We start from the raw sequence: 16,690 nt of genomic DNA on the forward strand, positions 1-16,690 counted from the left end.
ATCGAGGACCACTGTGACTGTAAAGAAATTCAATCTGCCGGACGTTGGCGAAGGCCTGACCGAGGCCGAGGTAGTGGCTTGGAAGGTCAAGCCGGGAGACGTCGTTGCCATCAACGATGTCCTGTGTGAGATCGAGACCGCCAAGTCACTCGTCGAGTTGCCCTCGCCATTTGCTGGGACCGTCACGGAGTTGTTGGTCGAGGAAGGCATCACGGTTGAGGTCGGCACTGCGATCATCGCTGTTGCGGAAGGCCAGGATGGCGAAGCTCCGGTAAAGTCGCCGTCGTCGGCAGCGCCCGCTGTTGAGGCGCCCCTTTACGGCAAGCTGCCGAACGACGACGACAGCGATGACAACCGTCCGGCAGGCGGCCCGCTGGTGGGTTCGGGACCCAAGGCCGACGCCGTCAAGCGCCGCGCGCGCAAGCGCCCCGCCGGCGCATCCGTTGAGGCAGCCGCGGTCGCCGAGAACGCCGAAGGCACCGTGCAGGACTATCAGGCAGTTCTGGCTGCCAAAGCAGCCGAAACACCGGTTGCCCACCGCACGACGCCGGTACGCGCCGCCGTCGCGCCTCCCGCCCAGTCGCAAACCACCCAGGCGCAAACCACCCAGATGCCGGAAACGCCGGCGGCCCATTCAGGGGCAGCTTCCCGCAGTGCGGCCATCAGCGGCACCATTAGCGGCCTGGTCAACAAGGTCTTGGCGAAGCCGCCAGTGCGCAAATTTGCCCGCGATCTCGGCATCGACCTCGCCGACGTCGTGGCCACCGGCCAGCGCGGCGAGGTGACCCGCGAGGACCTGGTGAGCTACCAAGCGCAGCGGGATGCCGAACATGACCAGGCGGACACGTTCTGGGGAGCTTCAAAAAAGCCGCAGGACCAGCGCGTTGAGCGGTTGCCGGTTAAGGGCGTACGCAAGGCCACAGCCAAGGCCATGGTGGACTCTGCTTTCTCGGCACCCCACGTCAGCATTTTTGTGGACGTGGATGCCAGCCGCACCATGGAGTTCGTTAAGCGGCTTAAGGTCTCGCGGGACTTCGAAGGCATCAAAGTCTCGCCCCTGCTGATTCTTGCCAAGGCCGTCATCTGGGCAGCCGCGCGCAACCCCAGTGTCAACGCAACGTGGGTTGAAAATGCCGACGGGAACGGAAACGCTGAAATCCAGGTCAAGCACTACATGAACCTGGGTATTGCCGCCGCAACGCCGCGAGGACTCATGGTCCCCAACATCAAGGACGCCCAGGACCTTTCGCTTAAGGAATTGGCCCTGGCACTGAATGAGTTGGCCACCAAGGCCCGGGCAGGGAAGACCCAGCCGGCTGAGATGCAGGGCGGAAGCTTGACCATCACCAACATCGGCGCCCTGGGGATTGATACCGGCACGCCGATCATCAACCCGGGCGAGGTTGCCATCATCGCGTTCGGAACCATCAAGCAGAAACCATGGGTTCTGGACGGCGAAGTCATTCCGCGGTGGATCACCACCCTTGGCGGTTCCTTCGACCACCGCGTGGTGGACGGCGATCTGTCGGCCCGCTTCATGGCTGACGTAGCGGCCATTCTTGAAGAACCGGCGTTATTGCTTGACTGAGCAGCAAGCTTCTCCCGGCCTGGGTTCGGCTGCACACCCAGGCACGGGCGCTGGAGTCGAAGCCGCAAGGGGCGACGAGTCAGGACATGTGCCCCCACAGCTGTTGACGGGGCCGTGGCGTACGGTGGCCCGCGTGTTGACTGAGGTTTTCCAGCCGCCGATCGTGGTGACCGTCCTGTTGTTGATCAGCCCTGCAATCGAACCCGGATTCCCCGGGACCGTGTGGTTCGGCTTGCTCGCTGCCCTTTTCGTCTGCGTTCTGCCACTGGCGTACGTCTTGGTGATGGTCAAACTGGGCAGGATCACCGACCACCACGTCAGCGACCGGCGCCAGCGGCCCGCATTGCTGGCGATGGCCCTGATCTCAGTGGTGGTCGGGCTGGGGGTGCTGCAGCTTCTGAACGGCCCGGCGAGCGTCTCGGTGATGATCGTTGCGCTCATTGGAGGCATCGGCATTTTGGCGGTGGTGAGTGCCTTCTGGAAGATGAGCGGGCATGCTTCAGCCCTTGCCGCGGCTGCCGTCATCGTCGTCGCAATGTTTGGACCCGCATGGCTGCCCGTGCTGCTGCTTGTCCCCGCAGTGGGCTGGTCCCGTTTGGTCCTGCGCGCGCACACCTTGGGCCAGGTCATTGTGGGCTCGTTGTTTGGTGGAGTGGTGATTGCGGGACTGTGGTGGCTCCTGCGGGAGTGGATGCTCTAGGCACTGAGCCTCAAGGGTCACCGCCTAAAGGGTCACCGTTCGCCCGTTCCGGACAACCCGCAGCGGGGCAGGCCTGTCCACCACCAACTCAGGGATTGAATTGGCTGCGAACTCCAGTCGATCATCGGACCCGGCGCCGGAGAAGCCGATCACCGCTGCTGATCCGACGAGTTCCGCCCCGGCGGTGGTAGCGATCCGGAAACAGCGTTCGAGTTCTGCGTCGGTCAAGGCGCCGGTGCGGTAACCCAGAAGGTGTGCTCGGTCCGTCATGCTGCCCGTGCCGTAGGGTGACCAAGCATCGCGGACACCGTCTGATCCGAGGGCAACCCTGACCCCATGGCTCTCCATGAGGTCCAGCGCGGGGACCGGATCTGCACCGAGGGCGCACGTCGCCATCCACATCCCGGCCTCCGCCATGGCGTCGAGGGTGGCGCCAAGCTCCGGTTGAGCGATATCGCAGAGGGCAAAGGCGTGCCCGATCGTGACACGTCCATGCATCCCCTCTGACACGGTCCGCTGCGCTATCGCCCTGAGCTGGGCCAATCCTTCCGGCCCTTCATCGTGGAGGTGGATATCCACGTCCCGGCCATACCGGTTCGCGAGTCTGAAGACGGCGTCCAGATGGCTGCGAAGATCTCCGTCCAGAGATATGGGGTCGATGCCGCCCACCAGGTCGGCCCCTTCCGTCAACGACGCCTCCATGAGGTCGAGGGTGCCCGGATTGCTCACCAGACCGAACTGCGGGAAAGCAACAATCTGGACGTCAAGGAAGGGTGCCAAGCGTTCGGCGGCCGCCCTGACGCCGTGAACGTTCCGTAGGCCGAGTTGCGGTGCCACATCAACGTGCGCCCGCATGGCCATGGTTCCGTTGAGGACAGCGTGCCGCATTAGGGCAAAAGCGCGGTCCTCTACGCTGTCCTGGAACGAAAGTTGTGCACGGAGGTCGTGGGCGATGAGGTCCGGCAGTGTTTGGGCGGGCAGGCGGGACAGCCAACCGGAGCCCCACGTGGTCTTGTCCGGATGGATGTGCGCGTCGACGAAACCTGGCGTGAGCAGCAGAGGCTTCACGCCGCCCAAGAGGCCGTGATCGTCCATCAGCCTTGAATTCGTAGTCATCCGAGTCCTCTCCTCGTAGTCCTCAACGGTATACCAAAACGTAGAGCGCCTCGATAGTCGATGCGAGGAAATAGCCAAAAGGCTGAAAGTTCGGCAACCATCCACGCGCAACCAAACATTTTGGAATACCAAACTCTGTACATGAGCGAGCCTGGCCTCTACTCTAATGAACATCATTCATTTATGTGAGTTGGATCGCATCGAGGAGAACGCCATGTACACCACCCCAACCAGCGCAACGGAGGCTACTGCATCAGCGCCCACGCTTAAGCGCGTCCTCGGCTTGCCATCCCTCGTGGCCTTCGGCCTGACCTCCATGGGCATTCTGTCCGTGGTGGCGGTATACGGCGCCGGGACCGAAATCAGCGACGGTCATTTGCCGGCGGCCTACATGGCGGCCCTGATTGCCATGCTGTTCACGGCCCACAGCTATGGCCGGATGGCACGCCATGTTCCCGTGACCGGCGGCGCCTACGCGTATGCTTCCCACGCCTTCGGTAAGCCAGTGGGATTCCTGGTGGGGTGGACCATGATGCTGGACTACCTGTTCCTGCCCATGGTTAACTTCCTGCTGTTTGGCCTCTACCTCAACAGTTTGCTGCCCGGTATACCGCCGCAGCTGGCAGTCCTCGCCTGTCTTCTGGTGGTGGGCCTCTTCAGCGTGATCGGTGTTGCCTGGATCAAGAAGATGAACTTTGTGGTGGTGTCGGCATCGGTCCTTGTCATCGTCGTCTTCCTGGTGCTGGCAGTCCTCAACGCCCCGAACCTGACTGTGGAGAGCGTCATCCGCCCCCTCACCCTGGGAGACGGTGGAATTGCGCCGGTCATGGCCGCTGCTGCAATCGTCGCCTTTGCGTTCCTGGGGTTCGACGGCGTCTCCACGCTTGCCGAGGAATCACGCAACCCCCGGAGGGACGTGCCGCGCGGCATCATCCTGTCCACGCTCTTCGCCGGTTTGGGCTACACGCTGTTTTCCGTCGCCGGAAGCCTGATTGTTCCCGAATGGAGGGCAATCGAGAACCTCGACGCAGCGGGAACGGAGCTCATGCAACGCGCCGGGGGCGATGTCCTGATGGTGGTTTTCGTGGTGGTGAACCTTGGCGGACTTGTTCTCTGCGGCGCTGCCGCCCAGATGAGTGTCAGCCGCGTCATCTATGCCATGGGAAGGGATCGGATCCTGCCCGGAGTGACCGCGAAACTACAACCTCGTTTCCGCACGCCGTACGTCGCCGCCTTGCTTGTCTCGGCAATTTCCCTCGTTGCCCTGTTCATTACGTTGGAGCAGGCCGTGTACATGATCAACTTCGGGGCTTTGATCGCCTTCGCAGTGGTGAACCTGGCAACCATTAAAGTGCTGTTCTTCGATCTGCGGATGCGGGGAACAGTGGGGACCCTGCGGAACCTGATCCTGCCGCTGCTGGGGTTCGCTTGCATTGCGTGGCTATGGACGTCGCTCGCCTGGTTCACCTATTTGCTGGGAGCCGCCTGGCTGGCAATAGGAGCAACCATTTTCGTGGTGCGTCGCCGGCAATCCGGCGGTCACGTGGCTCTTGGTTTCGACGACGCGGCCCTCACGGAGGATCCGCGCCGCGTCCAGAGCTAGAACGCCGGGTAACTGACCAGCAGCGCCTGGAGTTCGGTGGTCGACATGTTGTTGGCCATCTCGACGCTGATGCCCATCGCGACAGCGGCAATCGTGATCATCGCGACGCAAGCCACCGACAGGAAGCGCCAGTCCTTGCGGAAGACACTGCCGATGGTCTCGGGCATATCAAGGCTCGGGGAAATCATGTTGGGGGCGCTGTCCCATGAGCCGTCATCCAGCATCGCGATGATGCGGTCGTTGGCGCGGTCGTAACGCATGGTGCTGATGTTGTTACCGTGGCGGGCAAGCAGGATGTCGTGTCCCACGCGCTGGCGCGGCTGCAAGGTAAGCAAGGAAGTTCCCCTGAAATCGAGAAGTGGATGGTGGCGCACACCATTGGGGGCATCTCGATTTTATAACGGTTGGACCTCCAAGCAGGCCCAAAATACGCCAATCGCCGGGTGAGCCTCCCCACCCGGCGGCGTGACTCAGCTCGCTTTACGGCTGGTCGGTCTTGGCAATGTAGACATCGCAAGGGGCGGTGTGGGCAACGGTGTTGGCCACACTCCCAAGCACGCGGCCCAAGCCTTGCATGCGCCGGTTGCCCACCACGATCAGGCGGGCATCCTGCATCTCAGCTTCCTTGACCAGCGCTTCGCCCGGCTTGCCGCGGGCGGCCGAGTAGGTGACCTCCAGGCGATCGTCCGTCAGCCGCTCGGCAACGGCGCGGGCAACGGCTTCAGCTTCGGCTGCGTCGGAGACGATCCATTTATCGGTGCCGATCTCAACCACCTCGGTCCGGTTGCTGTCGAATGCGCTGACCACGCGAAGGCTGGCTCCGAGGCCAATTGCCAACTGCTGGGCGGCCTGAGCCGCCCTCATTGCCGTCTCGCTGCCGTCTACTCCGACAATCACAACTCCGGTCATTGTGCTGCTCCTTCATTGGTAGCTTCAATGGCATCCGCCAGGACAGGGGCCAAGCGACGTACACCTTCGGCTATCGTATCCGGGGGCACGGCGCTAAAGGCGAGGCGGAGCTTGTTGGAGGGTCCGTCTGCCGGTGTGAACGCCGCGCCGGGGATGAACACCACGCCCGCATCGATGGCCTTCGCGAGCAGTGGGTAAGTATCAACGCCTTCGGGCAGCGTGACCCACACGAAGAAGCCGCCGTCCGGTCGTGTCCATGTGAGGCCTTCGGGCATGTACTCGTCCAGCGCGGAGAGGAGGGCCTCGCAGCGCTCAGCGTAGAGCTTGCGGTAGGTGTCGATCTGGCCTTCCCAGTCGTAATCGCGGAGGTATGCCGAGACGAGCATCTGGTTCAGTGGCGGCGGGCAGAGCGTCACGGCCTCTGAAGCGAGGTAAAAACGCCGCTGGAGATGCGCAGGAACCAGGGCCCAGCCGATACGTAGTCCCGGGGCGAAGATCTTGGAGAACGAGCCGAGGTAAATGACGTCGTCCGGGTTTGCTGCCCGCATGGGAGCGATGGGGTGGCCGTCGAACCGCAGGAGCCCATAGGGGTTGTCCTCGAGGACGATGATATTCGCAGTGCGGCATATATCGACGATGCGCTGCCTGCGTTCTTCGGCAAGGGTGATGCCGGAGGGGTTGTTGAAGTTGGGGATGGTGTAGAGGAACTTGATGTTCTTGCCCTCGGACTGGAGCGCCGCGATCCTGGCCTCAAGGAGCTCCGGTACCAGGCCGTCGTCGTCCATTTCGATCGGTTCCACCTGCACTTGGTACGCCTCGAACGTGTTCAGGGCGCCAACGTACGTGGGGTTCTCGACCAGGACAACATCGCCAGGGTTGCAGAAGACTTTGGTGGCGACGTCCTGTGCTGACTGCGATCCTGCGGTGATGACCACGTTTTCGGGGAGCGCATCCGCGATGCCCTCGGCGGCCATGATCCCGCAGATCTGCTGACGGAGTTCCTCTGTGCCCTGGCCGCCGCCGTACTGGAGCGCAGTCATACCCTCTTCTGCGATGATGCGCGCGGCGGTCTGGCCGAGCCTTTCCAGTGGCAGGGACTGCAAGTACGGGTTCCCTCCGGCGAGGGAGACAAGGCCCGGCCGCATGGAGATGTCGAAGACATCGCGGACGGCAGACTGTTTGATGTTGGCGGCCCGCGCGGAGAACAGTTCCTCGTGCGGGTGGGCGGCCGTGGCGGCCCGCTCAATGGCGTCGATGGCTTCAGCGGGCAGCGTTGCGCCGGCATCCAATGTTTCGTGGGTCACAGTCACAGGATACTCCTCGATGTTGCTAACGAGGCAACAGTTGTTTTCGAATGTCTCCCATCTTGGCAGTCCGCGCTTTACGTCGCGATCCGGAAGGGCTGGAATGTAGCTATGACAGCGCACCGGGGATCCGTGACCAAAGCCGAACAGTTCCATAAACTTCACGATGCCGGGCCCATGCCGTTGGTGCTGGTGAACGTGTGGGACGCGGCTTCCGCCCGCGTCGTCCAGGAAGCAGGTGCGACGGCGATCGCGACCTCAAGCTCGGCAGTCTCCTGGAGCCTGGGGTTCCGGGATGGAGACCACGTGCCATGGGGCTTGGCCATGGCAGCGTTGGGACGCGTGGTGGGGGCGACCACGCTGCCGGTGACGGCGGACATTGAGACCGGTTACGGGCGCACCGACGACGAACTCCGCGCGACGGTCCACGCCGTCCTGGACGCGGGCGCCGTCGGGATCAACATCGAAGACTCCGCCACGGAACCCCTCACCGACATCACCGAGCAATCACGCAGGATTGCCCTCATCCGCGCCGCTGCGGACGACCGAGGCATCCCGCTGTTCATCAATGCCCGTACCGACACTTACCTGTCTGGCCAGTTCCCGGACGCAGCATACGAAGAAACGCTGCAGCGCGCCGAGTCATACCTCACTGCCGGCGCCGACGGAGTCTTCGTTCCCGGCGTCGTGGATTTGCATGTGCTGCATGAGTTGTCCAGCCGGATTCCCGCGCCGCTCAACGCCCTGGCGGGCGTCGGAGATCCGTCTCCCTTGGAACTGCATGACGCGGGTGTCCGTCGGGTCAGCATTGGCGGCAACGCGGCCAAGGCCGCCTACGCCAAGGTAGCCCGGGTTGCGAAGGAGATCCTTGGCGACGGCAATTGGGCCGGGCTGGCCGGCACGCGCAGCCACGCTGAGATGGACGCCCTGTTCGAGCAAGGCTCCAAATACAGCCTCTGAAGCAGCGGAAGGTACGACGGCGGCACCCGCCTTTTATTGTCGGACCCCGCCAGTAGCTTTGGTCATGTGGAAGACAAGGGGAGGGTCCATGGCACGACGCAGTGTGCAGTTCTGGCGCATCGAGCAGCTGAACGGTGATGAGCTCAATCGCCCATTTCCTGCGCGCCGTGTGGCAGAGGTCCTCAAAAAGGCCCAGGATGCTGCCACTGACAGGCACTTCACCAGTGTTGACGGCACGGTGTTACTCGCGCAGGCCGTGGCCTCTTCGCCGCATCCCGTGCTGCTTTTGGACCGGGTGCGGGATACCAACCTGCCAAGCGTCGGAGACGCCCTTGGCCGGCGCAAGCCACTGCCGTTGGCTCCGGGCGACCACCTGCTGGAGACCACGTACTTTGCCTTCCTGAAACGCAACGTCATCGCAGTGCTGACCAGTGGCAACGGACCCCGGGCGTCCAGACTGGGGGAGTACCTCGAGGGGATGCTCGGCCTGGAGCTTAGCCTGGTGCCTGTGGTCCGTGAGGATATCGAGGAAATCCTCACCAGGCTGGAGGTGAGCCGCTTCGAGTTCGCGCTTCCGGCCGAGCGCCTGTCAGGAAAGCTCATGGAAGGGGAATGGGCTGACGTGCTGGAGAGTGCCTCCCGGCTCATGAATGAGGGAACTTTCCGAATTTCCCTGAGTGTGGGGCGGTCCGGCAAGGCTGAGGATAAACAGCGTATTCGGGACCGCATTCAGCAGTTGATCGATCTCTTTCGACGGGCCGGTTCCGTGGAGCACTTCGACTACGTGGTAGCCGAGGGGAAGGACTCCCTGACAGGAGAGCGCGAGGTAGTGGACCTGCTGAAAGAGCGCTTTGTTTCGCACGTGGAAGTTGACCCGGACGTCTTCAACGATCCCCAAAAGTCCATCGCGGAGGCCATGGCAATCCTCAATAAACAGGCAAGGGACAACGAGTCATTCTTCGCGAGGACGTTGCCGGATATCAAAGGTTCCGCTGACTCCAGTCTGGTCCCGGACATCGTCGCAGGCGGAATGGCGGCAACGCGTGAGGCACTCGCGGCGGCAGTCAGGGCAGAACTTCCAGGCGGTGCGGGCCATGAGCTTGTACGAGGTTGACGTCGAGCGCACCGGCCGCCGCCGCACACTGTGGCGGTGGTTCCTGCTGCATCCAACGGCCGACTACCTTTGGGCTGTGCTTGCGGTCCTGCTTTGGCTGGGGATCGCGCTGCTGGCGCGTCAACCACTGATGCTGGAAGGGGCCGACGCCGGCGCGCGGCGAACGCTCTTCCAGACCCTCGCCACCTTGGCCGGCGCCACAGCCGGCCTCACGCTCACCAGCGTCTCCATGCTGATCAACGTCCTTGGCAAGAAAGCTGCTCCGGGCCAGCGGGAACTCCCCTTGGAAAAACTCACGGCCACTCACCGGCGCCAGATCGGGGAGGTATTCCTGTTCGCCATCCCGGGGCTTGGACTGCTGGTGGTTGCTGGCTTGGTCACTATAGTCCTGGAGGGAGACGGCCCCACAGGCCTCTGGATACCCGAAACGGTGGTGTTCGTGCTGGCGTTCGCGTCAGTGCTGGCCCTGCTGCGTGTGGCATGGGCCCTCCGGCGGGTGCTGGCAATCGCGACGGCCTAAGCTGCCAAAACCGCTAATCCGTTGTTCGACCGCTTATTCGTCGTCGGGCAACCACGGAACAGCGGCTTCCCAACGTCATAGCAGTCCGGCATCATCGCACGCTCAGGGCCTCTATCAATGTCCGGCCGTTGACGTAGATCTCGGCACGTGTCGCACCACTGGCCGACACGATGGTGTGCGTTAGTTGGGCCTGGATGCGTGGAATGTCGCACGCCCCGCCGGGCCGGAGGGATCCACTCAGGTTCACTACCACCGTGGACCCGCTCATGTAGCCGGAGAGGTACCGCAAGGATGAGCCCGCGAGTGCGTCATAGAGTGCGGCGTCACTGTCCATAGGCATTCCCGCTTCCAGCAGGCGCCCCAGAGCAACAGCCAAGGGATCCCCGGGCACGGCCACGCCGCGGACGGCCACCAGGCTGTCGTTGCAGCCGAACCGCACCCCGCGGGAGCCGCCGTCGTCGATTGCCACGTAGTAGACCGCCGGCCCGGAGGCATCCACGGTCACCACCATGCCGGTTCCTGAAGGCTCTGGGGCGCTGGTACCCGGCTGCGGAGAAGGCTCGACGGCGGGTGCGGACTCAGTCGCGACGGGCTCGACGGGCGCGACGGGCGCGGGTGTGCTGGCGGAGGGCGCGGGAACCGGGGCCGCTGGCGACGGTGGCGGGGAAGGGGGTGCACTGGACGCAGTACCCGGGCTGGAGGCAGCAGGAGGAGACGCTGAAGGTGTCGAAGCCGCAGGCGCACTACTGGGCGAGACGGGCGGTGGGTTCACTGAAACCGTCGGCAGGGGTCCTGTTCCGGCTGGACCGGCGGCGTCCGGAACCGAAGTGCAGCCAGACACCCACAGACTCATCAAGAGGCAGGCAGCCGCGATCGTCGTCGTGCTTTTTGGCCTACGTCCGGCATGCATGACAGCCCGCGCTCCTGTCCGTCCACCTGTATCTCCAACGTTAGGTGGGTTCTGCGAAACACAACATGCCGCTGCGGTGACGGTTCGGACAAGAGTTGGTCACGCTGCGGCCGGCGGCAGTCCAGTAAGCCAGCACAAACGCCAATGCCCCCGCCCCGCGATAAGCGGAACGGGGGCATCAAAAGCGAAAAGACTAGGCTGCTGCTTCTTCATCCTGGACGGCCGTCAGGGGCTCGAAGATGCCCTTGATCTGCTCCACGACCTCGGCGTCGTCCTTCGGGTGCAGTTCAGCGAAGCGGATCATGGAACCCGGGACGGCCAGCTTAACGTCTTCCAGTACCTTGGCGCCGGCGATGCCGGCTGCCTTGCGGGCCTCGTCCTGGGCCCACACGCCACCGAACTGGCCAAAAGCGGTTCCGACGACGGCGGTCGGCTTGCCGGAGAGGGCGCCGGCGCCGAACGGGCGGGACAGCCAGTCGATGGCGTTCTTCAGCGATGCGGGCATGGTGCCGTTGTGCTCGGGGGTGACCAGCAGAATGGTGTCGGCGTCGGCTGCTGCGGCGCGGAGTGCGGCGGCTTCGGCGGGAACCTGGCCTTCGACGTCGATGTCCTCGTTGTAGAACGGGATGCTGCCCAGCGAGCCGTGGATCTGCACATCAACATTCTCAGGCGCGTTCAGCTGGATGGCTTCGGCGAGCTTCTTGTTGTGGGAGTCGGCGCGCAGGCTGCCGACGAGGGTAAGAACGGTGCTCTTGGACATGGTGTCTCCTTGTGTCTGGCCGGGTGCCTTGCGGAACCCGACCTGCGGTATCTGGGCTCTGGAGCCTTCATCGATACTAAACGGACTATGGTCCGCTTTCTATTCCCGGGGTCTAGAATATTTCTGTGAGCTCCATCCCTCTTCGGCCGGACGTGCCCTTGGGCGCGCCCCATGAGCGCAGCGATGCCGCCCGAAATCGTGAGCGCCTTCTCAGTGCTGCCCGGGACCTGGTAGCCGAGTTCGGCGCTGAAGCACTGACGATGGACGCGCTCGCCTGTAAGGCACACGTGGGCAAGGGCACCGTCTTCCGCCGGTTCGGCAGCAGGGCGGGGCTCATGATGACCCTCTTGAGCGATTCTGAATCGGAGTTCCAGTACGGCTTTATGTTCGGGCCGCCTCCGCTGGGTCCCGGCGCCGCCGCTAAAGAACGCCTGATTGCGTTCGGCGAAGGGCGGATCTACTTCGTCCTGGAAAACGGCGAACTCCTGAAGGCGGCGGGTGCTGCCACCCGCAACAGGTTCGACGTCCCGGCGACCAAACTCTCTCACCGCCACATGGAGGTCTTGCTCCGTGAGGCGGGGATTGCTGATCCCTGGGTCATGGCGATGTCCCTGACCTATGCGCTGGACCCCGAGCGGATTGTGGACGACGTCCGTGTGCGCGGCATTTCACCCACCCGCCTCACGGACTCCTGGCGTGAACTGATCACGCGCCTGCTGCCCGCCGCCTGACAAGCCACGGCGCCGCCTTGCCATCCGTGTTAGCGCCCCCATCAGCGCAGTCGCGGGGCAATAGTGCCGCCCGCCCCGGTAACGTGACGCAGTCTGCACATAACAATCTGGCTGCAGGCGCGAAACTGGAGGCGGGGAAGCAAAACGTGAAGCAGTTATTGTGGTAGTTTCCTCTTGAATGTGACGCATGCCATACAGGGCTGGTGATCACTGAAGGGGTGCGGGGGACCCAAAGACCCGCTGCGCCAATTCGTAGCTGACGCCGGCCACAGCCGGGAACCGCGGAAGGACGAGCTTTGAGTTTTGCCACGATTCGGGGCAGCCGCCCGACATGCTGAAATATCTGATGAAGCGGTCGGGCATCTACCTGATCATGATCTTCCTGACCACAAGCGCCGGCTACTTCCTGGCGGTCTCATCGCTCAAGCCCGCAGTTCTCGAGCAGGAGAAAATTCCCCGGCCAACCCCTGAACAGGTAGCTGCGTCTTTCCGGGGACTGGGCTTGGACCCGGACTTGAACCCTTGGGAACGCTACATCCAGTGGCTCGGTGGCATCGTCACCCGCTGGGACTGGGGCCGCAGCCCCAACGGCGCGTTCGTCAATGCCGAATTCGCGGACAGGGTGCTGGTCTCCACCCGCCTGTTCATCGCCTCAATCATCCTGACACTGGTCATCGGCGTCGCGCTCGGGGTCTACTCCGCCGCACGCCAGTACAAATTCCAAGACCGTGTCATCACGTCCTACAGCTACTTGGTCCACATCCTCCCCGCACCCATCGCGTACTTCCTGGTCCAGCTCGGCGCCATCGGCATCAACGAGGCTGTGGGGGAGCGCATCTTCTTCGTGACGGGAATTTCGACGCCGGGAATCGACCCTGGCTGGCCGGCTTTCGTTGACATGGTGGCCCACTACGCCGTGCCCACCTTCGCGATGACCATCTTCGGTTGGGCGGGCTACCAGATCGCCCAGCGGCAGTACTTGCTGGACAACGTCAATGCCGATTTTGTCCGCACGGCCCGGGCCAAGGGACTGACCCGTAACCAGGCGATCAGGAAACACGCCCTGCGCGTCTCCTTCATCCCAGTGGCGCAAAGCATCGCGTTCACCATTCCGGCAATCTTCACGGGCGGCTTCTTCGCGGAGGCCATCTTCGCCTGGCCAGGCATTGGCCTTTGGAGCATCCAGGCCATCAGCCTGCAGGACGTCAACGTCGCCACTGCCACGCTTGCCTACGGCTCGGTGATCTTCGCGATCGGGGCGATCCTTGCCGACTTCGCCACCACGCTGGTCGATCCACGAGTGAGGGTCCAGTAATGACCAACATCATCGATCCCATCGCGGAAATCGACGAAGCCCGGGTTGCCGACCAGGACGTCGTCATTGGGAAGTCCCGCATTATCTTCCGTCGCTTCATGCGGAACCGGACCGCCGTCGCCGGCTTGTTCATCTTCCTTGCGCTCTTCCTTTTCTCGATCTTCGGCGGGTTCCTGACTTCATGGGATAAGGACACCATCGATCCTTTGAACATCGGCATGCCGCCATCACCGGACCACCTGCTCGGTACAACGCAGGCCGGCATCGACCTTCTGGCGTTGATTGTGGACGGCACCCGGACCTCCATTCTCATCGGCCTCATTGTGGGCGGCCTGTCCGTCCTGATCTCCGCTGTGTACGGCTGCACCATGGCCTTCTTCGGGGGCAAAGTGGATGCCACCATGCTGTTCATCCTCGAAGCACTCATCATGATGCCCGCCATCCTGGTGGTGGCCGTGGCAACCAGCGGCGGCGGTGGACTCAAGGACCTCCCCAGTTGGCTCCTCCTGGTGGTCGTGTTGCTCTTCTTCAGCTGGATGGGCACTGCCCGTCTGGTGCGCTCACTGTCCATGTCCCTGATGCAGCGCGATTACGTCAAAGCCGCCAAGTACATGGGCGTCCCTTCCCGCCGCATCGTTTGGCGTCACCTGGTTCCGAACATCGGCTCGTTGCTGGTGCTCGACTTCACCCGCGGCATCACCGGCGCAATCCTTGCCGAAGTCGCGTTCTCCTTCATCGGCATCGGCATCAAGGTTCCCGACGTCAGCCTCGGCGTCCTCATTGGGCAGGCCACGGGCCAGGTGTCCTCCTTCCCGTGGATGTTCTGGGTACCGCTGACTGTCATGTTCCTGCTGACCGGTTCGCTGGCCATGATGAACGACGGCCTCCGCGACGCCTTCGACCCCAGTTCCAGTTCCATTGGCCGGGCGAAGACCAAGACCGCAAAGAAGGTCAACAAATGAGCACCAACATCACTCCCGCAGAGCGCCTCCGCGACGCCGGACTCTACGCACCCGGAGACGCCGTCCTCAGCGTCCGCGACCTCAACGTCCGCTTCAACTCCGAAAACGGTGTGGTCCACGCCGTCCGCGGAGTGGATTTCGACCTCATGCCCGGCAAGACCCTGGGCATCGTGGGCGAGTCCGGCTCCGGCAAGTCCGTCACGTCCATGGCCATCATGGGGCTCCTCCCCGAAACTGCGGACATCACCGGCTCCGTGCGCTTCAAGGGCAAGGAACTCCTGGGCCTCAGCGATAAGGCCATGTGCAAGCACCGCGGCAACGACATCGCGATGGTGTTTCAGGACCCGCTGTCCTCGCTCACCCCCGTCTACACGGTGGGCACCCAGATCATCGAGGCGCTGACGGTCCACAACCCCACCATGAGCAAGCAGGCCAAAGAAGCCCGCGCCGTCGACCTTCTGCGCATGGTGGGTATCCCGAGCCCCAAGGACCGGCTGAAGGCCTTCCCGCACGAATTTTCCGGCGGCATGCGCCAGCGCGTCATGATCGCCATCGCCATCGCCAACGATCCCCGCGTACTCATCGCCGATGAACCCACGACGGCGCTCGACGTCACCATCCAGGCGCAGGTGCTGGAAGTCCTGCACACCGCGCAGGAGGAGACCGGCGCCGCCGTCGTCATGATCACGCACGACCTCGGTGTCGTAGCCGGCATGGCCGACGACATCATGGTCATGTACGCCGGCAAACCGGTGGAAACCGGCACTGTTGAAGACATCTACTACAACCCGCGGATGCCGTACACGCTGGGCCTGCTTGGTGCTGTACCTCGGGTGGATACCGCCACCAAGCAGTCGCTGGTACCCATCGAAGGAACTCCACCCAACCTCGCCCTGCCGGTGACTGGCTGCTCCTTCGCGGCCCGTTGCCCCCTGGTCAGCGACGCCTGCCTGCACGGCGAGCCGGAGCTGTTCCCGGTGCCGGGCGTCGCTGTGCCGGGTGTTGAGGGTCAGGCACTGGGACACAAGGCCGCCTGTATCAAAGCAAACGAGCTGTCCAACGACGCCGACGCCCACAGGATCTTCCACGCGCCGCCCAAGCCGGTGTCAAAGTTCGACGGCGTCGCCCGCGTCGAGCGCGACAAGGTCCTGGAACTCAAGGACGTGAGAAAGCACTTCCCCCTGCTCAAGGGTGCGTTGATCAAGCGGCGGATCGGCACGGTCAAGGCTGTGGATGGCCTGAGCTTCGACATCCGCGAGGGTGAGTGTGTCTCGATCGTGGGTGAGTCCGGCTGCGGTAAGACCACCACGCTCCTGGAGATCATGGAATTCCACCCGGACCAGGTGGGCGAAGTCATCATCGGCGGCGTCAGCAACAAGGTGGCCACGGATCACAAGACCAAGATGGCCATGCGCAAGGAAATGCAGATGGTGTTCCAGGACCCCACAGGCGCCTTGGATCCGCGTTTCACCGTGTATGAAGTCCTGGCGGAACCCCTTGAGAACCTGGGGATGCCCAAGGCCGCCATCAAGAAACGCATCATGGAACTCATGAAGCTGGTGGGACTGCAGCCTGACCACGTGAACCGCTTCCCCAACCAGTTCTCCGGCGGACAGCGTCAGCGAATCGGCATTGCCCGGGCGCTCGCGGTCAATCCCAAGCTTGTGGTCCTGGACGAACCAGTCTCTGCCTTGGACGTCTCCGTCCAAGCCGGGGTCATCAACCTGCTGGACAAGCTCCGGGCCGAGTTGGGGCTGAGCTACCTGATGGTGGCCCACGACCTCTCGGTGGTCCGCCACATTTCAGACCGTGTGGCCGTGATGTACCTGGGCAAGATCGTGGAAACCGGCGACGTGGACGACGTTTTCGATAACCCACGCCACCCGTACACCCGGGCTTTGTTGTCCGCAATCCCGGTGCCGGACCCCAACCTGGAGCGCACCCGCGAACGCATCATCCTGCAGGGTGACCTTCCCAGCCCGTTGGATGCGCCCAAGGGATGCAATTTCGCCACGCGTTGTCCTGTGTTCGCCGCGCTACCTGCCGCGAAGCAGGAGAAGTGCCTTACTCTGGAGCCGCCACTGGCTTCTGAGAAGGAAGGCGCGCAGGACTTCGCATGCTTCTTCCCGGACGGAGAGCTGGATGCCGACATGCTGGTGGTGCATGCCTGACGACATATGACGCATTTGAAATGAATC

16 protein-coding genes are annotated in these 16,690 nt (G+C 63.2%); 10 read left to right on the top strand and 6 right to left on the bottom strand.

Going from position 1 to position 16,690, the window contains the following annotated elements:
- Positions 1 to 13: 13 nt before the first annotated feature.
- Together N7568_RS11005 and N7568_RS11010 are read left to right on the top strand one after the other, a co-directional pair.
- Positions 14 to 1,588 carry a dihydrolipoamide acetyltransferase family protein gene (locus tag N7568_RS11005; protein WP_261609862.1) on the top strand — a complete coding sequence of 525 codons (1,575 nt, stop codon included), beginning with the start codon at positions 14 to 16 and terminating at the stop codon, positions 1,586 to 1,588.
- Between the two features lie 103 nt (positions 1,589 to 1,691).
- Positions 1,692 to 2,288 carry a phosphatase PAP2 family protein gene (locus N7568_RS11010; RefSeq protein ID WP_261610013.1) on the top strand — a complete coding sequence of 199 codons (597 nt, stop codon included), beginning with the start codon at positions 1,692 to 1,694 and terminating at the stop codon, positions 2,286 to 2,288.
- Between the two features lie 24 nt (positions 2,289 to 2,312).
- Here N7568_RS11010 and N7568_RS11015 read toward each other — a convergent pair whose 3' ends face one another.
- Complete coding sequence (locus N7568_RS11015; protein ID WP_261609863.1) at positions 2,313 to 3,404, bottom strand: amidohydrolase family protein; 1,092 nt, start codon at positions 3,402 to 3,404, stop codon at positions 2,313 to 2,315.
- Positions 3,405 to 3,618: 214 nt separating this feature from the next.
- On the opposite strand from N7568_RS11015, the gene N7568_RS11020 reads away from it, so the two are divergent.
- Positions 3,619 to 5,007 (top strand): APC family permease, encoded by a 1,389-nt coding sequence (locus N7568_RS11020; protein WP_261609864.1) that lies wholly within the window; start codon positions 3,619 to 3,621, stop codon positions 5,005 to 5,007.
- Here N7568_RS11020 and N7568_RS11025 read toward each other — a convergent pair.
- The 3 genes from N7568_RS11025 to N7568_RS11035 form a co-directional block, all read right to left on the bottom strand.
- Positions 5,004 to 5,315 (bottom strand): hypothetical protein, encoded by a 312-nt coding sequence (locus N7568_RS11025; protein ID WP_261610014.1) that lies wholly within the window; start codon positions 5,313 to 5,315, stop codon positions 5,004 to 5,006. The genes N7568_RS11020 and N7568_RS11025 overlap by 4 nt on opposite strands.
- A 172-nt stretch (positions 5,316 to 5,487) precedes the next feature.
- Complete coding sequence (locus tag N7568_RS11030) at positions 5,488 to 5,916, bottom strand: universal stress protein (RefSeq protein WP_261609865.1); 429 nt, start codon at positions 5,914 to 5,916, stop codon at positions 5,488 to 5,490.
- The gene (locus N7568_RS11035) at positions 5,913 to 7,220 is read right to left on the bottom strand and encodes an aminotransferase-like domain-containing protein (protein WP_261609866.1); all 1,308 of its coding nucleotides are present in this window, start codon (positions 7,218 to 7,220) and stop codon (positions 5,913 to 5,915) included. The genes N7568_RS11030 and N7568_RS11035 overlap by 4 nt, the downstream gene beginning before the upstream one ends.
- A 111-nt stretch (positions 7,221 to 7,331) precedes the next feature.
- On the opposite strand from N7568_RS11035, the gene N7568_RS11040 reads away from it, so the two are divergent.
- The 3 genes from N7568_RS11040 (at position 7,332) to N7568_RS11050 (ending at position 9,814) form a co-directional block, all read left to right on the top strand.
- The gene (locus N7568_RS11040; protein WP_261609867.1) at positions 7,332 to 8,180 is read left to right on the top strand and encodes an isocitrate lyase/PEP mutase family protein; all 849 of its coding nucleotides are present in this window, start codon (positions 7,332 to 7,334) and stop codon (positions 8,178 to 8,180) included.
- A gap of 88 nt (positions 8,181 to 8,268) precedes the next feature.
- A complete protein-coding gene (locus N7568_RS11045) occupies positions 8,269 to 9,294 on the top strand; it encodes a hypothetical protein (protein ID WP_261609868.1) in 1,026 nt (341 codons plus the stop codon).
- Positions 9,275 to 9,814 (top strand): hypothetical protein, encoded by a 540-nt coding sequence (locus tag N7568_RS11050; RefSeq protein ID WP_261609869.1) that lies wholly within the window; start codon positions 9,275 to 9,277, stop codon positions 9,812 to 9,814. Before N7568_RS11045 ends, N7568_RS11050 begins: the two co-directional genes overlap by 20 nt.
- A 91-nt stretch (positions 9,815 to 9,905) precedes the next feature.
- On the opposite strand, the gene N7568_RS11055 is transcribed toward N7568_RS11050, so the two are convergent.
- Complete coding sequence (locus tag N7568_RS11055; protein WP_261609870.1) at positions 9,906 to 10,325, bottom strand: GerMN domain-containing protein; 420 nt, start codon at positions 10,323 to 10,325, stop codon at positions 9,906 to 9,908.
- A gap of 592 nt (positions 10,326 to 10,917) precedes the next feature.
- Positions 10,918 to 11,484 (bottom strand): NAD(P)H-dependent oxidoreductase, encoded by a 567-nt coding sequence (locus N7568_RS11060; protein WP_091463742.1) that lies wholly within the window; start codon positions 11,482 to 11,484, stop codon positions 10,918 to 10,920.
- A gap of 125 nt (positions 11,485 to 11,609) precedes the next feature.
- Here N7568_RS11060 and N7568_RS11065 point away from each other — a divergent pair, with 125 nt between their 5' ends.
- From N7568_RS11065 to N7568_RS11080, 4 genes are all read left to right on the top strand, one after another.
- Positions 11,610 to 12,215: a TetR/AcrR family transcriptional regulator gene (locus tag N7568_RS11065; RefSeq protein ID WP_261609871.1), complete on the top strand. Its 606-nt coding sequence runs from the start codon at positions 11,610 to 11,612 to the stop codon at positions 12,213 to 12,215.
- Between the two features lie 331 nt (positions 12,216 to 12,546).
- Positions 12,547 to 13,530 (top strand): ABC transporter permease, encoded by a 984-nt coding sequence (locus tag N7568_RS11070; protein ID WP_261609872.1) that lies wholly within the window; start codon positions 12,547 to 12,549, stop codon positions 13,528 to 13,530.
- On the top strand, positions 13,530 to 14,492 hold the full coding sequence (locus tag N7568_RS11075; RefSeq protein WP_261609873.1) for an ABC transporter permease: 963 nt from the start codon (positions 13,530 to 13,532) through the stop codon (positions 14,490 to 14,492). The genes N7568_RS11070 and N7568_RS11075 overlap by 1 nt, the downstream gene beginning before the upstream one ends.
- A complete protein-coding gene (locus N7568_RS11080; protein WP_261609874.1) occupies positions 14,489 to 16,663 on the top strand; it encodes a dipeptide ABC transporter ATP-binding protein in 2,175 nt (724 codons plus the stop codon). The genes N7568_RS11075 and N7568_RS11080 overlap by 4 nt, the downstream gene beginning before the upstream one ends.
- Positions 16,664 to 16,690 lie beyond the last annotated feature (27 nt).

Source organism: Paenarthrobacter aurescens (assembly GCF_025421775.1).
Taxonomy (GTDB): Bacteria; Actinomycetota; Actinomycetes; order Actinomycetales; family Micrococcaceae; genus Arthrobacter; species Arthrobacter aurescens_B.